The 14,700-nt window shown below is 71.7% G+C and carries 13 protein-coding genes; 3 read left to right on the forward strand and 10 right to left on the reverse strand.

Translation table 11 applies throughout. The annotated features are described in order from the left end of the window. Nucleotides 1-748: 748 nt before the first annotated feature. The 7 genes from ruvX to FHU36_RS25075 form a co-directional block, all read right to left on the reverse strand. Nucleotides 749-1,231: a Holliday junction resolvase RuvX gene (gene ruvX, locus FHU36_RS25045; protein WP_185086300.1), complete on the reverse strand. Its 483-nt coding sequence runs from the start codon at nucleotides 1,229-1,231 to the stop codon at nucleotides 749-751. Nucleotide 1,232: 1 nt separating this feature from the next. Next, nucleotides 1,233-3,905, reverse strand: coding sequence for an alanine--tRNA ligase (gene alaS / locus FHU36_RS25050; protein ID WP_185086301.1), 2,673 nt, complete (start codon nucleotides 3,903-3,905; stop codon nucleotides 1,233-1,235). Nucleotides 3,906-3,922: 17 nt separating this feature from the next. Beyond that, a complete protein-coding gene (locus tag FHU36_RS25055) occupies nucleotides 3,923-4,153 on the reverse strand; it encodes a hypothetical protein (RefSeq protein ID WP_185086302.1) in 231 nt (76 codons plus the stop codon). Next, entirely contained in the window at nucleotides 4,150-4,533 is a 384-nt protein-coding gene (locus FHU36_RS25060) for a DUF948 domain-containing protein (RefSeq protein ID WP_185086303.1), read from the reverse strand. The genes FHU36_RS25055 and FHU36_RS25060 overlap by 4 nt, the downstream gene beginning before the upstream one ends. A 140-nt stretch (nucleotides 4,534-4,673) precedes the next feature. Beyond that, nucleotides 4,674-5,534: a cyclase family protein gene (locus FHU36_RS46510; RefSeq protein ID WP_185086304.1), complete on the reverse strand. Its 861-nt coding sequence runs from the start codon at nucleotides 5,532-5,534 to the stop codon at nucleotides 4,674-4,676. A gap of 92 nt (nucleotides 5,535-5,626) precedes the next feature. Then, entirely contained in the window at nucleotides 5,627-6,868 is a 1,242-nt protein-coding gene (locus FHU36_RS25070) for a replication-associated recombination protein A (RefSeq protein ID WP_246502845.1), read from the reverse strand. A 138-nt stretch (nucleotides 6,869-7,006) separates the two neighbouring features. Beyond that, nucleotides 7,007-7,507, reverse strand: a complete 501-nt coding sequence (locus FHU36_RS25075; RefSeq protein WP_185086306.1) for a DUF2231 domain-containing protein — start codon at nucleotides 7,505-7,507, stop codon at nucleotides 7,007-7,009. A gap of 167 nt (nucleotides 7,508-7,674) precedes the next feature. Between FHU36_RS25075 and FHU36_RS25080 the strand changes: the two genes are divergently transcribed. Then, nucleotides 7,675-8,565 (forward strand): peptidylprolyl isomerase, encoded by an 891-nt coding sequence (locus tag FHU36_RS25080; RefSeq protein ID WP_185086307.1) that lies wholly within the window; start codon nucleotides 7,675-7,677, stop codon nucleotides 8,563-8,565. Between the two features lie 131 nt (nucleotides 8,566-8,696). Here FHU36_RS25080 and aspS read toward each other — a convergent pair whose 3' ends face one another. The 3 genes from aspS to FHU36_RS25095 are packed head-to-tail and all read right to left on the reverse strand — an operon-like array spanning nucleotide 8,697 to nucleotide 12,363. Further along, entirely contained in the window at nucleotides 8,697-10,427 is a 1,731-nt protein-coding gene (aspS, locus tag FHU36_RS25085; protein WP_185086308.1) for an aspartate--tRNA ligase, read from the reverse strand. Then, nucleotides 10,424-11,683, reverse strand: coding sequence for a histidine--tRNA ligase (hisS, locus tag FHU36_RS25090; protein WP_185086309.1), 1,260 nt, complete (start codon nucleotides 11,681-11,683; stop codon nucleotides 10,424-10,426). The genes aspS and hisS overlap by 4 nt, the downstream gene beginning before the upstream one ends. Further along, nucleotides 11,683-12,363 (reverse strand): MBL fold metallo-hydrolase, encoded by a 681-nt coding sequence (locus FHU36_RS25095; RefSeq protein ID WP_185086310.1) that lies wholly within the window; start codon nucleotides 12,361-12,363, stop codon nucleotides 11,683-11,685. Before FHU36_RS25095 ends, hisS begins: the two co-directional genes overlap by 1 nt. Before the next feature lie 139 nt (nucleotides 12,364-12,502). Here FHU36_RS25095 and FHU36_RS25100 point away from each other — a divergent pair, with 139 nt between their 5' ends. Both FHU36_RS25100 and FHU36_RS25105 read left to right on the forward strand, forming a co-directional pair. Beyond that, nucleotides 12,503-13,387 carry a peptidylprolyl isomerase gene (locus tag FHU36_RS25100; protein WP_312891797.1) on the forward strand — a complete coding sequence of 295 codons (885 nt, stop codon included), beginning with the start codon at nucleotides 12,503-12,505 and terminating at the stop codon, nucleotides 13,385-13,387. A gap of 60 nt (nucleotides 13,388-13,447) precedes the next feature. Further along, on the forward strand, nucleotides 13,448-14,677 hold the full coding sequence (locus FHU36_RS25105; RefSeq protein WP_185086312.1) for a DUF349 domain-containing protein: 1,230 nt from the start codon (nucleotides 13,448-13,450) through the stop codon (nucleotides 14,675-14,677). Nucleotides 14,678-14,700: the final 23 nt, after the last annotated feature.

The following is a 14,700-nucleotide window of genomic DNA, read 5'->3' on the forward strand; positions in this document are numbered from 1 at the left end:
GTCACCGGGGCGGCATGAGTGATCAGGGTCGTCGTCCGGAAAGCCGCCGGAACTGCTCGCGCGGTCCCCATCGCCGTCCCGAGAGGTGTCGGAGCTGTCCGCGTCACCTCCCACAGAGTCGCCGGGCCCCTCCGAGCCCACCTCACCCTCCGGAGAGACGCCAGGACGGTCCGAGGACGCGTCACCACCCGAAGAGGCGATCGGGTCCCCCGAGCGCACCACGTCGCCGTCCAGACAGACGCGAGGACGATGCGAACAGGCCGCGTCACCCCCTGGAGAGACGCCAGGGTGGTCCGAGGCCGCCTCACCACCCGGACAGGCGGTCGGATCTCCCGCGCGGGCCACGTCGCCGCCAGGAAACGCGCCGGAACGGTCCGACCAGGGCGCGTCGCCGCCCCAAGAGACGATCGGGTCCCCCGGGCGGTCCGCGTCCGCGGGCCGGGAGGCACCGGGAAGGCAGTCAGCGTTGCCGCCCCGGGAGGCACCAGGAGGGCAGTCAGCGTTGCCGCCCCGAGAGGCGCCGGGGTGGCGCGGAGTGTCCTCGGCATCGCCAGGAGGGGCGCCGGTCGGCGGGTTGGACGTGGTGGTGTCCCGATGTGGTGGGTGCCCTGGGGAGGAGCGGCTCTCGGCCGCCGCGCCGCAGTCGATGGCCAGGCCAGGCTGGTCCGGCGGGCCGCCGTCGGCGGCGGGCCGGCCGGTCATGCGCCCACCACCGGTGCGGGCGCACCTGGCCCAGGGGGGCGCCGTGTCATGAGGCGGGTCCGCCGGCCGCCGTGGAGGGCGGGTCGACGGGCCTGCCTGGTGGTCTGTCCGTGGCCCGCTCGACGTCGAGCGCGTCCTGGAGCAGCACGACGGCGGCAGCCTGGTCGACGACGCCGCGCTGCTTCTTGGCGCGCACGCCGCTGGCCCGCAGCCCCTGCTGGGCGGCGACCGTCGTCAGCCGCTCGTCGAACAGCCGGACGGGGACGGGGGCGAGCCGGGCGGCCAGCTCGGCGGCGAAGTCGCGGGCCAGCGCGGCGGCGTGGCCCTCACGGCCGGACAGCGAGGTGGGCAGCCCCACCACGACCTCGATCGCCTCGTGCTCCGCGACGATCACGGCGAGGCGGTCGAGGTCTCCCTTGCCGCGCCTGACGGTCTCGACCGGCGTGGCCAGCAGCCCCGAAGGGTCGCTGCGGGCCACGCCGATGCGTACGGAGCCGACGTCCACGCCGATCCGTGAACCGAACCGCATGTCAGCCGAGCTGCCCCTCGATGGCCTGCTCGACGAGCCGCAGCGCGTCGCCGATCGCCTCCGGCCGGCTGCCGCCGCCCTGCGCGACGTCGTCCTTGCCGCCACCGCCACCCCCCAGCGCCTTGGCGGCGACGCCGACCAGTCTCCCGGCCTTGAGCCCACGCTCGCGTCCCACCTCGTTGACCGCGGCAACGACCACGGGACGGTCGGAGGGGACGCCTGCGATCACGATGACCGCAGGCCGGTCGGCCGGGAACCTGCCACGCACATCCAGGGCGAGCTTACGCAGATCGTCGGCGCCGGTGCCATCAGGCGCGCGGTGCGTCACCACGGAGACGCCCTGCAGGTCACGAGCCTGGGAGGCCAGCTCGCCGGCCACCTGGAGCACCTGGGCGGAGCGGAGCCTCTCCAGGTCCTTCTCGGCGGTGCGCAGCCGGGTGACGATGCCCTCGATGCGCTCGGGCAGCTCCTCGCGGCGGGCCTTGAGCTGCTCGGTGAGCTGGGCGACGAGCACGCTCTCGCGTGCCAGGAAGCGGAAGGCGTCGATGCCGACCAGCGCCTCGACGCGGCGCACGCCCGCGCCGACCGACTGCTCGCCGAGCACCTTGACCAGGCCGAGCTGGCCGGAGCTGTGGACGTGGGTGCCGCCGCACAGCTCGCGGGAGTAGTCGCCGATCTCCACGACGCGGACCTCGTCGCCGTACTTCTCGCCGAACATCGCCAGCGCGCCCATCGCCCGGGCCTCCGCCTGCGAGGTGTAGAAGGCGTTGACCTTGAGGTCGTTGATGAGCACGGCGTTGACCTCGTCCTCGACGTCGCGCAGCACGCTCGGCGGCACGGCGCCCGCCGCGGTGAAGTCGAAGCGGAACCGGCCGGGTGAGTTCTCGGAGCCCGCCTGCGCGGCCGTCTCGCCGAGCGCGTTCTTGAAGCCGCGGTGCACGAGGTGGGTGGCGCTGTGGCTGCGCGAGATGGCGCGGCGGCGCTCGACGTCGATCTCCGCCTGCGCCTCGTCGCCGACCCTGAGCTCGCCGGTGCGGACCTTGCCGCGGTGCACGACCAGGCCGGCGATCGGCGACTGCACGTCGACGATCTCGACCTCGGCGCCCGCGGTGCGGATCACGCCCTGGTCGGCGAGCTGGCCGCCGCCCTCGGCGTAGAACGGGGTGCGGCAGAGCACGATCTCGACGGCCGAGCCGGCGCCCGCGGCGGGGACGCTCGCGCCGTCGACGAGGATGCCGACCACGGTGGTCTCGGCCTCGGTCTCGTCGTAGCCGAGGAACTCGACCTTGCCCGCCTTCTCCAGCAGCTGCCCGAAGACGGAGATGTCGGCGTTGCCGGTCTTCTTCGCCGCGGCGTCGGCCTTGGCCCGCTCCCGCTGCTCCTTCATCAGCCGGCGGAAGCCCTCTTCGTCGACCTGGAGGCCCTGCTCGGCGGCCATCTCCAGGGTGAGGTCGATGGGGAAGCCGTAGGTGTCGTGGAGCTGGAACGCCTGGTCGCCGGAGATCGTCGTGCCGGACTTGCGCTTGGTCTCCTCGACCGCCACGTCGAAGATCGCGGTGCCGGTGCGCAGCGTGCCGAGGAACGACGCCTCCTCGGCGTCGATGACGGCGTGGATCTGCGGGGCGTCGGCCTTGAGCTCGGGGTACTGCTGGCCCATGACGTCGATCGCGACGCCGGTCAGCTCGTGCATGTAGCGCTCGTCGCCGGAGCCGAGCAGACGCAGGTTGCGCACGCTGCGGCGCAGGATGCGGCGCAGGACGTAGCCGCGGCCCTCGTTGCCGGGCATGACGCCGTCGGCGACGAGCATGGTGCCGGTGCGCACGTGGTCGGCGATGACGCGCAGGCTCACGTCGGCGCGGGCGTCACGGCCGTAGCGGGTCTTGGTGAGCTCGGCGGCCCGGTCGAGGATCTTGTAGGTGGTGTCGATCTCGTAGATGTTGTCGACGCCCTGCAGGATCGCCGCCATGCGCTCCAGGCCCATGCCGGTGTCTATGTTCTTGCTGGGCAGCTCGCCCGCGATGTCGAAGTCGACCTTGCTGCGGACCGCGCTGAGCTGGTACTGCATGAACACGAGGTTCCAGACCTCGAGGTAGCGGTCCTCGTCGGCGACGGGCCCGCCCTCCTTGCCGTACTCGGGGCCGCGGTCGTAGTAGATCTCCGAGCAGGGGCCGCCGGGGCCGGGCACGCCCATGTGCCAGTAGTTGTCCTCCAGGCCGCGGCGCTGGATGCGCTCGGCGGGCAGGCCGACCTTGTTGTGCCAGATGTCGAACGCCTCGTCGTCGTCGAGGTAGACGGTCGCCCAGAGCCGGTCCTCGGGGAAGCCGAAGCCGCCGTCGGCCTCGGACCTGGTGAGCAGCTCCCAGGCGAACGGGATCACATCGGCCTTGAAGTAGTCGCCGATGGAGAAGTTGCCGAGCATCTGGAAGAACGTGGCGTGCCGGGTGGTCTTGCCCACCTCGTCGATGTCGGGGGTGCGCACGCACTTCTGGGCGGTGGCCAGCCGTGACGCCGGAGGCTTGCGCTGCCCCAGGAAGTACGGCTTGAACGGCACCATACCCGCGTTGACCAGGAGTAGCGTGGGGTCCTCAGCGATCAGGCTGGCCGAGGGCACTACTTTGTGCCCACGCTCCTCGAAGAAGCGCAGGAAGCGGCGGGCGATCTCTGCCGACTCCATGGTGGCCATCCTTTGCGTTAGTCGTTGTGGTCAGAGTCACCGAGCCCGAACCGGGCCCGCAACTCGATTTCGCGCTCGGCCGCCTCGCCGAGCGCGTCGGAAGTAAAGTCTCTCACCTGCGCGAGCATGCCCGCCGCGCCGCTCACGGTCCGGCGCGCCACGTGCTGGGGATGCAGGGCCTGCAGCCTGCGCATCACCCACAGCGTGATGAGCGCGCCGAGCGACAGATAGAACAGACGCCTGATCACGGCCGCCGCCCGATGCCGCGCGCACGGCCGGTCCTGCGCGCCTCGACGGCCCTGCGCACGCCGTAGCCGAGGGACGACACCTTGATCAGCGGGCCGGTGAAGATCGTCTGGGTCACGGCGCTCAGCTTGGCGGCGTGGCCGCTGATCTCCTTGACATCCTTGGTGATGGCCTCGACGGCGACGAGCTGCCTGTTGGTCTCGTAGACCGTGACGCTCACGTCGTCGAGCAGCGGAGCCACCCGGCTGCTCAGGTCGGAGACCGCCCTGGTGGTCTCGGTCAGCAGCCTGGTGAGCCTGACCAGCACCATGACGAGCACGCAGACCAGGACTATCCAGCCCGTGGCCGCGATCAGCCCGGCGACCTCTCCAGCGGTAAGCATGCGCTCATCTCCCTCGTACGCTGCGCCGGAACGGCATGAACCCTATCGTGTCCGGGGACTCAGGTTAGTGGCGACGAAGATCTTGATCAGGCCGCCACGTCGGAGATCGTCCTTTTCCGGGGTGCGCGGAGGCTCGCGGATCAGCGGGCCGGCAGGCGGGCGAAGGCCCGTACGGGAGCGCGCCGGGTGCCCGCCAGACGTGGCGGGACGGCGGTGAGCAGCGCGCCGGTCGGCGGCAGCCCGTCGAGCCCCGCCAGCCCCTCGACGAGGGGGATGCCCGCGTCCAGGAGGATCCGCCGCGCGGGCGTCGCCGGCCCGGTCCCGGCGCCGGCGGGCGCGCCGTCGAAAGCGCCGTCGAAAGTGTCGTCGAGGGCGGCCGCGTCGGTGCCCACCAGGGCGGCGCCGCGCTCCACCAGCCAGGTCGCGGCCTCGGGCGTGAGCGGGTGGCCGTGGCGCGCCCCCGTGTGCAGGAGGACGGCGGCGCCCCGTACGTCGAAGGCCGCCAGCGCGCCGACGCCGACCGGCAGCGGCCCGGCCCCCACCACCCGCACCACCACGGCGGGCAGGTCGGCGACGCGGGACAGGCGCAGCGCGGCGAGGTCCGCGGGCGTCTCGATCGAGGTGGCCGCCGCGGGCGAGGCGTGGTCGAGTTCGACGAGCGGCCCGCCCCGGCCGGGTGGCGGGGCGCTGCGGTCGGACGGGCCGCCCCTGGTGCCCTTGTGCGGCTCGGGGAAGACCCGGACGTCGGACAGGCGGACCTCGTCGGTCGTCAGCAGGCCGAGCGAGGCGACGAAGAGGGCGGCGATCTCGTCCTCGCCGCAGCGGGGCGAGGGCAGGTCGACGCGGAAGCCGTGGACGGTGAGATCGCCGCCGTTGCCGAAGGTGATGGTCGCGTCGAACGAGGCCCGGTGGTCGACGCGGTCACCGGCGCCGTCGTCTCCCGTAGGGTCGCTCGCCGCGGGGTCCTGCGGGCGGTCCGGGGCTGGCGGTGCGTCGCTCACGATGCGCTCCTTGGCGGCGTACGGGGATCGGCGGTGCGGCGCTCGGGCAAGGCCCCGCGGCGCTGCCGCCGGTGGAGTGGGCGCGGGGGCGGTCAGGCGCCGCGCAGGAAGTCGCGGATGCGGGCCCAGCGGTCGGCGACCGGAGCCTCGGCCCCGTGGGTGGTGGGCTCGTAGTAGCGCCGCTCGCGGACCTGCTCCGGGGCGTAGTCCTGGCGGACCAGGCCGTGGTCGAAGTCGTGCGGGTATTTGTAGCCCTCGCCGTGGCCGAGCTTGGCCGCGCCCGGATAGTGGGCGTCGCGCAGGTGGCCGGGCACCTGGCCGATGAGGCCGCGCCTGACGTCGCCGACGGCCGCCCCGATCGCCTTGACGACGGCGTTGGACTTGGGGGCCAGCGCGCAGTGGATGACGGCGTGGGCGAGGTTGATCTGGGCCTCGGGCAGGCCGATGAGCTGCACCGCCTGGGCGACGGCGACGGCCGTCTGCAGGCAGGTGGGGTCGGCCAGGCCGACGTCCTCGGAGGCGAAGATGACGATGCGGCGGGCGATGAAGCGGGGGTCCTCGCCGGCCTCGATCATGCGGGCGAGATAGTGGAGCGCGGCGTCGGCGTCGGAGCCGCGCATCGACTTGATGAACGCGCTGATCACGTCGTAGTGCTGGTCGCCCTGCCGGTCGTAGCGGACGGCGGCCTTGTCGACGGCCTTCTCCACCACCTCGACCGTGATGTCGTCGGACAGCAGCGCCGCGGCCTCGAGGTAGGTCAGGGAGCGGCGCGCGTCTCCGCCCGCGAGCCGGACGAGGTGGTCGAGGGCCTGCGGGGCGAGGGTGGCACGGCCGCCGAGCCCGCGCTCGTCGCGCACGGCGCGCTCCAGCACCTCGCGGATGTCGTCGTCGGACAGCGACTCCAGCGTCAGCAGCAGCGAGCGCGACAGCAGTGGTGAGATGACCGAGAAGAACGGGTTCTCGGTGGTGGCGCCGATGAAGGTGACCCAGCGGTTCTCGACGGCGGGCAGCAGCGCGTCCTGCTGCGCCTTGTTGAAGCGGTGCACCTCGTCGACGAACAGGACGGTCTGGCGGCCGGTCATGCCCAGCTCGCGGCGGGCGTTGTCGATGGCGGCGCGCACGTCCTTGACCCCGGCGGAGACGGCCGAGATCTCCACGAAACGCCGTTTGGTGACGCCGGCGACGACGTAGGCGAGCGTGGTCTTGCCGGTGCCCGGCGGCCCCCACAGGAAGAGCGACATCGGGGCCTCGCTCTCGACGAGGCGCCGCAGCGGCGTGCCGGGACCGAGCAGGTGCCGCTGGCCGATGACCTCGTCGAGGGTGCGGGGACGCATCCGTACGGCGAGGGGCTGCGGCGTGGCCTCTTCAGCCGCCGAATCGAACAGGCTCTCCACAACGCGAGATTACACGGTGGTCCACGCCCCGCGGTCCGCCGCAGGTGGCGGGACTCGCCCCACGGCGGGCCGGCGGGGCTACTCCCACACGGCCCTGGCGCCGGAGTCGCCGGCCTGGAAGACGTAGTAGGCGGCCGCCAGCGCCAGGACCACGGTCAGCACCGACAGGGCGACGGTGCCCGCGCGGCCGAACCGGTCGCCGCCCGTGGCGGCCGCGCCCTCCTCCTTGCCAGCACGCGCCGGGGTGGTGGCGAAGACCAGCAGCAACGCGCTGACGCCGAGCCCGAGGGCCGACAGCAGAAGCGGGTTGGCGAAACTCTGATGGGTGGCGATCATCGTGGCCAGCTCACCTTCTGTGGTGGCGAAGCGTGCCTCTTTGAGGCTCTCGCCGCTCTCCTTGGCGACGAAGATCGCAACGGGGCTGCCGAGGGAGAGCAGCACCACGGCCCAGCCGAGCCGTGACCGCAGGCGGGGCAGCGCCGCGTACGCCACGGCCAGAAGGGCGAGCAGCGGGGTCAGGACGACGGCGAAGTGCACGATCAGGGGGTGGGCCGGCAGGCCGAAGACTTGGTCGAACATGCGAAACTCCTTAGTACGTGTTTCAACTACGAGTTCCAGCACCATATGATTCCCGGACCCCCGCGCAACAGTGACCGTTTCCCGTCACTTACGTCTTCCACATTCCAGGGCCGGTAGCATTCGCGGAGTTGTTCGGTCATGTGTAGGCAAAACTGGAGGACATACCGGTGAGCGGCGACGACCGCCAGAGCCAGCTGGCGCGGGAGCACAAGGAGCGGCAGGCGCGGCGCGCGGCTGAGCAGTCCGCCAAGGCGAAGCGGAACACGTTCATCGGCGCGGGCGTGGCCGTCGTCGTGGTGGCGGGCGGCATCTACGCGGCCACCACGCTGATGGGCGAGGACTCGAAGGCGCCCGTGGCGGCCAAGAGCACGCCGTCGGCCTCGCCCTCGACCTCGGCCCCGGCGGCGCTGCCGACGGCGACGCCGACGAAGAAGGCCGGTCCGGTGACCTGTACGTACAAGCGGGGTCCCAAGGACGTCCCGATGAAGTACGTGGGCATGCCGGGCCGCAAGCCCAACATGAAGCTGTCGACGATGACGATCACCACCAACCACGGTGACATCGTCATCGACGTGGACGCAGCGGCCACGCCGTGCTCGGTCAACTCGATGGCCTTCCTGGCCAAGAAGGGCTTCTACGACAACACCAAGTGTCACCGGCTGGCCATGCCCGAGACCGAGGGCGTCCACATCCTGCAGTGCGGCGACCCGAAGGCCAAGGCCGACGGCAAGAACCCGACCGACGGCCAGGGCACCGCGGGCTACGCCATCCCCGACGAGAACATCGGCGTGATCCCCTACTCCCGGGGCGTGGTGATGCTGACCCAGCCGGCGGGTGCGTCGAACCAGAGCAGCAGCCAGTTCGCCATCTCCCTGTCGGACGAGAACGCGCAGATCCAGGACCCGTACACGGTGCTCGGCGTCGTCTCCTCCGGGCTGGAGATCATCGACAAGGTGGCCGCGGACGGCGTCATCGTCAACAAGGACGACGCCATGACCGGCGCGGGCGCCACCGCGCCGAAGAACCCCATCATCATCAAGAAGGTCACGGTGCGCTGACCGCCGTCCCATCGGCGCGGCCGCCCTCCGGCTGATCACCGGGGAGGCGGCCGCGCCGTTTCGCGTCCCGTCCGGCGAACGCCCCGCCTCTCCGGGCCGGAGAGGCGGGGCGTTCGCGTGCGGCGGGAGGGCTACTCCTTGGGCTGGGCGTCGACGCCCGCCTCCTTGCGCTGCTCAGCCGTGATCGGCGTCGGCGCGGCGGTCAGCGGGTCGAAGCCGGAGGCCGTCTTCGGGAAGGCGATGACGTCGCGGATGGACTCGCCGCCGGACAACAGCATGCAGATGCGGTCCCAGCCGTAGGCGATGCCGCCGTGCGGGGGCGGGCCGTACTTGAACGCCTCCAGCAGGAAGCCGAACTTGCTCTCGGCCTCCTCCTTGGAGATGCCGAGCACGTCGAAGACGCGTTGCTGCATCTCGGCCCGGTGGATACGGATGGAACCGCCGCCGATCTCCATGCCGTTGCAGACCATGTCGTAGGCGTAGGCCAGCGCCTCGCCCGGGTTGTCCTGGAAGGTGTCGGCCCATTCGGGCTTGGGGCCGGTGAACGGGTGGTGCACGGCCGTCCAGCCGCCTTCCCCGTCCTCCTCGAACATGGGCGCGTCGACCACCCACAGGAACGACCACTGCGACTCGTCGATGAGCCCGCAGCGGCGGCCGATCTCCAGCCGGGCGGCGCCCAGCAGGTCGCGGGCGGCGCTGCGGCCCCCGGCGGCGAAGAAGACGGCGTCGCCCGGCGCGGCCTTGACGGCCTCGGCCAGGCCGGCCAGCTCCTGCTCCGACAGGTTCTTGGCGACGGGGCCGCCGAGCGTGCCGTCGGGCTGCACGAGCACGTAGGCCAGGCCCTTGGCGCCGCGCGAGCGGGCCCACTCCTGCCAGCCGTCAAGCTCCTTGCGGGTCTGCGACGCCCCGCCCGGCATGACGACCGCGCCCACGTAGTCGGCCTGGAAGACGCGGAACGAGGTGCCGGCGAAGTAGCCGGTCATCTCGACGAGCTCCTGACCGAAGCGCAGGTCGGGCTTGTCGGATCCGTAGCGGGCCATCGCCTCGGCGTAGGTCATGCGCGGCAGCGGCATCGGGATCTCGTAGCCGAGGATCTCGCGCCAGAGCCGGCCGACGAGCTTCTCGCCGACCGCGATGACGTCCTCCTGGTCGACGAAGGACATCTCGAGGTCGATCTGGGTGAACTCCGGCTGCCGGTCGGCCCGCAGGTCCTCGTCGCGGTAGCACTTGGCGAGCTGGTAGTAGCGCTCCAGGCCGGCCACCTGCAGGAGCTGCTTGAACAGCTGCGGCGACTGGGGCAGCGCGTACCAGTTGCCCGGCTGCAGCCGCACCGGCACGAGGAAGTCACGGGCTCCCTCGGGCGTGGAGCGGGTCAGCGTCGGCGTGTCGACGTAGACGAAGCCCAGTTCGTTCATCGTCTCGTTGGCCAGGTAGGTGGCCTTGGAGCGGACGCGCATCGCGTGGGCCACCTGCTGGCGGCGGATGTCGAGGTAGCGGTACTTGAGCCGGGCCTCCTCGGAGACGCCGACGTTGCCCTCGATCGGGAACGGCAGCGGCGCCGACTCGCTGAGCACCTCGACCTGCTCGGCGACCACCTCGATGGCGCCGGTGGGCAGGTCGGGGTTCTCGTTGCCCTCGGGGCGCACCCGCACCTCGCCGACGACCTTCACGCAGTATTCGGCGCGCAGGTCGTGGGCGTGGTCCTCCTCGCGGAAGACCACCTGCGCCGAGCCGGAGGCGTCGCGCAGGTCGATGAAGACGACACCACCGTGGTCACGGCGCCGTGCCACCCATCCCGCGAGCGTCACCTGCTGCCCGGCGTGCTCCTTACGGAGCGACCCGGCCGTATGCGTGCGAATCACTGCACTTTCCCTTTCAGAACGTCGACGACCTGGGCCAGCGGCACCTCGGTCTGCTCAGCGGTGGTCAGGTCTTTCAGTTGGACGGCCTGCGCGGCCAGGTCGCGCTCACCGAGGATCAGCGCGAACCGGGCGCCCGAGCGGCCGGCGCCCTTCATCGCGCCCTTGAGCCCCTTGCCGCCGAAGGCCATGTCGGCGCTGACGCCCGCCCGGCGCAGCTCGTCCACGAGCAGGAACATCCGGCGGCGGGCGTCGTCGCCCAGCGGGACACCGTACACCTGGAGGCGCCCGGTGGCGTCGCCGGCGAGCAGTCCCTCGGCCTCCATGGCCAGGTAGGTGCGGTCGACGCCGAGCGCCCAGCCGACGCTCGGCAGCGGCGGGCCGCCGAGCATCTCGCTGAGCCCGTCGTAGCGGCCGCCGCCGCCGACCGCGGACTGTGAGCCGAGCCCGTCGTGGACGAACTCGAAGGTGGTCCGCGTGTAGTAGTCGAGGCCGCGCACCAGGCGCGGATCGTCCTCGAACGCCACCCCGGCCTCCGTCAGCAGCGACCTGACCTCCTCGTGGTAGGCCTTGCAGGCGGCGCACAGGTGGTCGACGACCAGCGGCGCCCCGGCAAGCTGGGCCTGCACCTCCGGCCGCTTGTCGTCCAGCACCCGCAGCGGGTTGATGTCGATGCGGGCCCGGGTGTCGGCGTCGAGGTCGAGGCCGCGCAGGAACTCCTGCAGCGCGGCCCGGTAGGCGGGCCGGCAGGCGCGGTCGCCCAGGGAGTTGAGCAGCAGCCGCACCCCGGTCAGGCCGAGCGCGGCGAAGCCCTGGACGCCGAGCACGATGAGCTCGGCGTCGAGCGCCGGGTCCTCGGCGCCCAGCGCCTCGGCGCCGACCTGCCAGAAGTGGCGGTAGCGGCCCTTCTGGGCGCGTTCGTAGCGGAACTGGCTGCCGGAGTACCACAGCTTGACCGGCAGCTGGCCGTTGTGCAGGCCGTGCTGGAGCACCGCGCGCAGGACGGACGCGGTGCTCTCCGGGCGCAGGGTCAGCGAGCGGCCCGCCTTGTCGGGGAAGGTGTACATCTCCTTGGAGACGATGTCGGTCGACTCGCCGACGCCCCTGGCGAACAGCTGGGTGTCCTCGAAGACGGGCGTCTCGATGTAGCCGTAGCCCGCTCGCCGTACCGGGGCGACGAGGGCCTCGCGGACGGCGAGGACCTGCTCGGAGCTGGGCGGCAGCCAGTCGAAGGTGCCCTTTGGCGCTTGGAAACTCATTAGATCCCTCGTGTGGGACCGGCGTGCGGCGCGGCCTCCTTGAGGTAAGGATTGGTGGCGCGCTCGTGGCCGATCGTGGTCTGTGGTCCGTGTCCCGGCAGGACGACCGTATCGTCAGGCAGCGGCAGGCATTTGGAGGCGAGGCTGCGCAGGATCGTCGGGTAGTCGCCGCCCGGCAGGTCGGTGCGGCCGATGGAGCCGGCGAACAGCAGGTCGCCCGAGAACATGATTGCCTCGCCGGGCGACCGGAAGCTCACCGACCCCCTGGTATGGCCGGGGGTGTGGTCGACCACCAGCTCCAGGCCGGCGAGCGTCAGCACCGCCCCGTCGGACAGCTCGCGGACGTCGTCGGGCTCGCTGAGCGTGATGCCGCCGAACAGCTCGGCGCTCGACGACGACCAGCCCGCGGCCGGGTCGGACAGCAGGTGGCGGTCGTCGGGGTGGATCCAGGCCGGGACGTCACGCGCGCCGCACACGGGGGCCACCGACCAGACGTGGTCGAGGTGTCCGTGGGTGAGCAGGACCGCGACGGGCTTCAGCCGGTGCTCGCGCAGCAGCTCGTCGACCCCGGCGGCCGCGTCCTGACCGGGGTCGACGATCACGCACTCCTCCCCCGCCGCGGGCGCGATGACGTAACAATTGGTCTGGAAGGCCCCTGCGGGGAAGCCTGCGATGAGCATCTGCCTCAGCTGATCTCGTCAAAAAAGCCAATGGGAATGTAACCGAAGGGTACCGGTGCGGGTCGCCGGGCTGCGAATCATTACCCATTGGCCGATACGATTCGCCCACCTCAGTCGATTCACTATGGGAGGCAAAGCGGTGGCCACGGGGAAGGACCGGCAGAAGCAGCTGGCACGCGAGCACCACGAGCGGCAACTGCAGCGCCGCATCGAGCGCGAGCAGCAGTCCAGGCGCACCGCGATCATCGGCTCCACGGTGGGGGTCGTGGTCGTGGTCGGCGGCATCGTGGCCGCGGTCGCGCTGCTGGGCGGTGACCCGCAGCCCGACGCCGCGGCCTCGCCGTCCGCGTCCGCGCCGGCGCAGGAGACCTCGGCCCCCTCGGCCTCCCCCGCCGCGGGCCCCAAGCCGTACGACGCCAAGACCGGCACCTGCGACTACGTCGCCGACCCGACGGGCGGCACCGTCAAGGACGTGGGCCTGCCGCCGAAGAAGGCCGGCACCAAGCCCGCCACGAAGACCATGACGCTCAAGACCAACCTGGGCGACATCGAGGTCAAGCTGGACAACGCCAAGGCGCCGTGCACGGTCAACTCGCTGGAGTTCCTGGCCGACAAGAACTACTACGACGGCAGCAAGTGCCACCGGCTGGGCAGCGACCAGTTCCCGATGCTGCAGTGCGGCGACCCGAAGGCCAAGGCCGACGGGAAGAACCCGACCGACGGGCAGGGCGGCCCCGGCTACGTGATGGCCGAGGAGAACCTCGAGGGCGCCACCTACAAGCGCGGTGTGATGGCGATGGCCAAGACGCAGGCCCCGGGCAGCACCGGCAGCCAGTTCTTCCTGGTGTACGGCGACATCGGCCTCACCCCTGATTACACGCCGGTGGGTACGATCACGAAGGGACTCGACATCCTGGACAAGGTGAACAAGGCGGGCGTCATGGCAGGCTCGGGCGGGGACGGCACCGGGGCTCCCAAGGAGACGGTCGAAATCAAAGACGTGACAATCGCTGGCAAGAGCTGACGTAATACAACTAGGGACGACAAGTCCCGAAGGGTCTGATGGAAAGTGCAGGAGGACACGGTGAGCACCGACCCGTGGGGCCGGGTAGACGACGACGGCACCGTCTACGTGCGTACGGCTGAGGGAGAGCGCGCCGTCGGCTCCTGGCAGGCCGGTGAACCCGAGGAAGCGCTGGCATACTTCCATCGCAAGTACGACGAGCTGGCCGGCCAGGTCCAGCTGCTGGAGCAGCGGGTCAGGGGCACCGACCTGGCCCCGGCGCAGGCCGAGGCGAGCATCGTCAAGCTGCGCGAGGCCGTCGCCGAGGCCCACGCCGTCGGCGACCTCGCCGCGCTGACGGCCCGCCTGGACGGGCTGTCGGAGCTGGTCGCGCACCGCCGCGAGGAGGTCAAGGCGGCGCGCGAGCAGGCGCGGGCCGAGGCCAGGGAGGTCAAGGAGCGCATCGTCGCCGAGGCCGAGCGCATCGCCGACGAGACCACGCACTGGAAGTCCGGCGGCGAGCGGCTGCGCCAGCTCGTCGAGGAGTGGAAGGCCGCCGACCGCATCGACCGGGTCACCGAGGCGCAGCTGTGGAAGCGGATGTCGGCCGCCCGCACCGCGTTCGCCAAGCGACGCAAGGCCTACTTCGCCGGCCTCGACGAGCAGCGCGAGGGCATCCGGGCCGCCAAGGAGCAGATCGTCGCCGAGGCCGAGGCCATCGCCGACTCCACCGACTGGGGCGGCACGGCCGCCGTCTACCGGGAGCTCATGCAGCGCTGGAAGAGCGCCGGACGGGCCTCGCGCGAGGTGGAGGACGAGCTGTGGGCGCGGTTCAAGGGCGCCCAGGACCAGTTCTTCCAGGCGCGGTCGGCGGTGTTCGCCGAGCGTGACGCCTCGCTCGCGGCCAACGCCGAGGTCAAGGAGCTGCTTCTGGCCGAGGCCGAGAAGATCCTTCCGGTCACCGACGTGCGCGCCGCCCGCACGACGCTGCGCCACCTCGTGGAGCGGTGGGAGGCGGCCGGGCCGGTGCCGCGCGAGCAGCGCGACCGCCTGGAGGGCGGGCTGCGGCGGGTGGACGACGCCGTCCGCAAGGCCGAGGAGGCCGAGTGGAAGCGCTCCAACCCCGAGGCGCGCGCCCGGGCGCAGAGCACGGTCGACCAGCTCCGCACCTCGATCGAGCAGCTCGAGAAGCGGCTGGCCAAGGCGGAGGCGGCCGGCCGGGCCAAGGACGTCAAGGAGGCGGAGGAGGCGCTGACCGCGCGCCGCTCGTGGCTGGAGGAGGCCGAGCGCACGCTCGCCGAGTTCAGCTGACGTCCGCAAGGCGCCTCGGACGG

Origin of the sequence: Nonomuraea muscovyensis, assembly GCF_014207745.1 — a bacterium.
Classification (GTDB): domain Bacteria; phylum Actinomycetota; class Actinomycetes; order Streptosporangiales; family Streptosporangiaceae; genus Nonomuraea; species Nonomuraea muscovyensis.

What these genes read in the sequence shown, in the direction of transcription:
- ruvX (WP_185086300.1), bottom strand. Translation starts at nt 1,231, where the DNA reads ATGCGGTTCGGTTCACGGATCGGCGTGGACGTCGGCTCCGTACGCATC.
- alaS (WP_185086301.1), bottom strand. Translation starts at nt 3,905, where the DNA reads ATGGAGTCGGCAGAGATCGCCCGCCGCTTCCTGCGCTTCTTCGAGGAG.
- FHU36_RS25060 (WP_185086303.1), bottom strand. Translation starts at nt 4,533, where the DNA reads ATGCTTACCGCTGGAGAGGTCGCCGGGCTGATCGCGGCCACGGGCTGG.
- FHU36_RS25070 (WP_246502845.1), bottom strand. Translation starts at nt 6,868, where the DNA reads ATGCGTCCCCGCACCCTCGACGAGGTCATCGGCCAGCGGCACCTGCTC.
- FHU36_RS25075 (WP_185086306.1), bottom strand. Translation starts at nt 7,507, where the DNA reads ATGTTCGACCAAGTCTTCGGCCTGCCGGCCCACCCCCTGATCGTGCAC.
- hisS (WP_185086309.1), bottom strand. Translation starts at nt 11,683, where the DNA reads ATGAGTTTCCAAGCGCCAAAGGGCACCTTCGACTGGCTGCCGCCCAGC.
- FHU36_RS25095 (WP_185086310.1), bottom strand. Translation starts at nt 12,363, where the DNA reads ATGCTCATCGCAGGCTTCCCCGCAGGGGCCTTCCAGACCAATTGTTAC.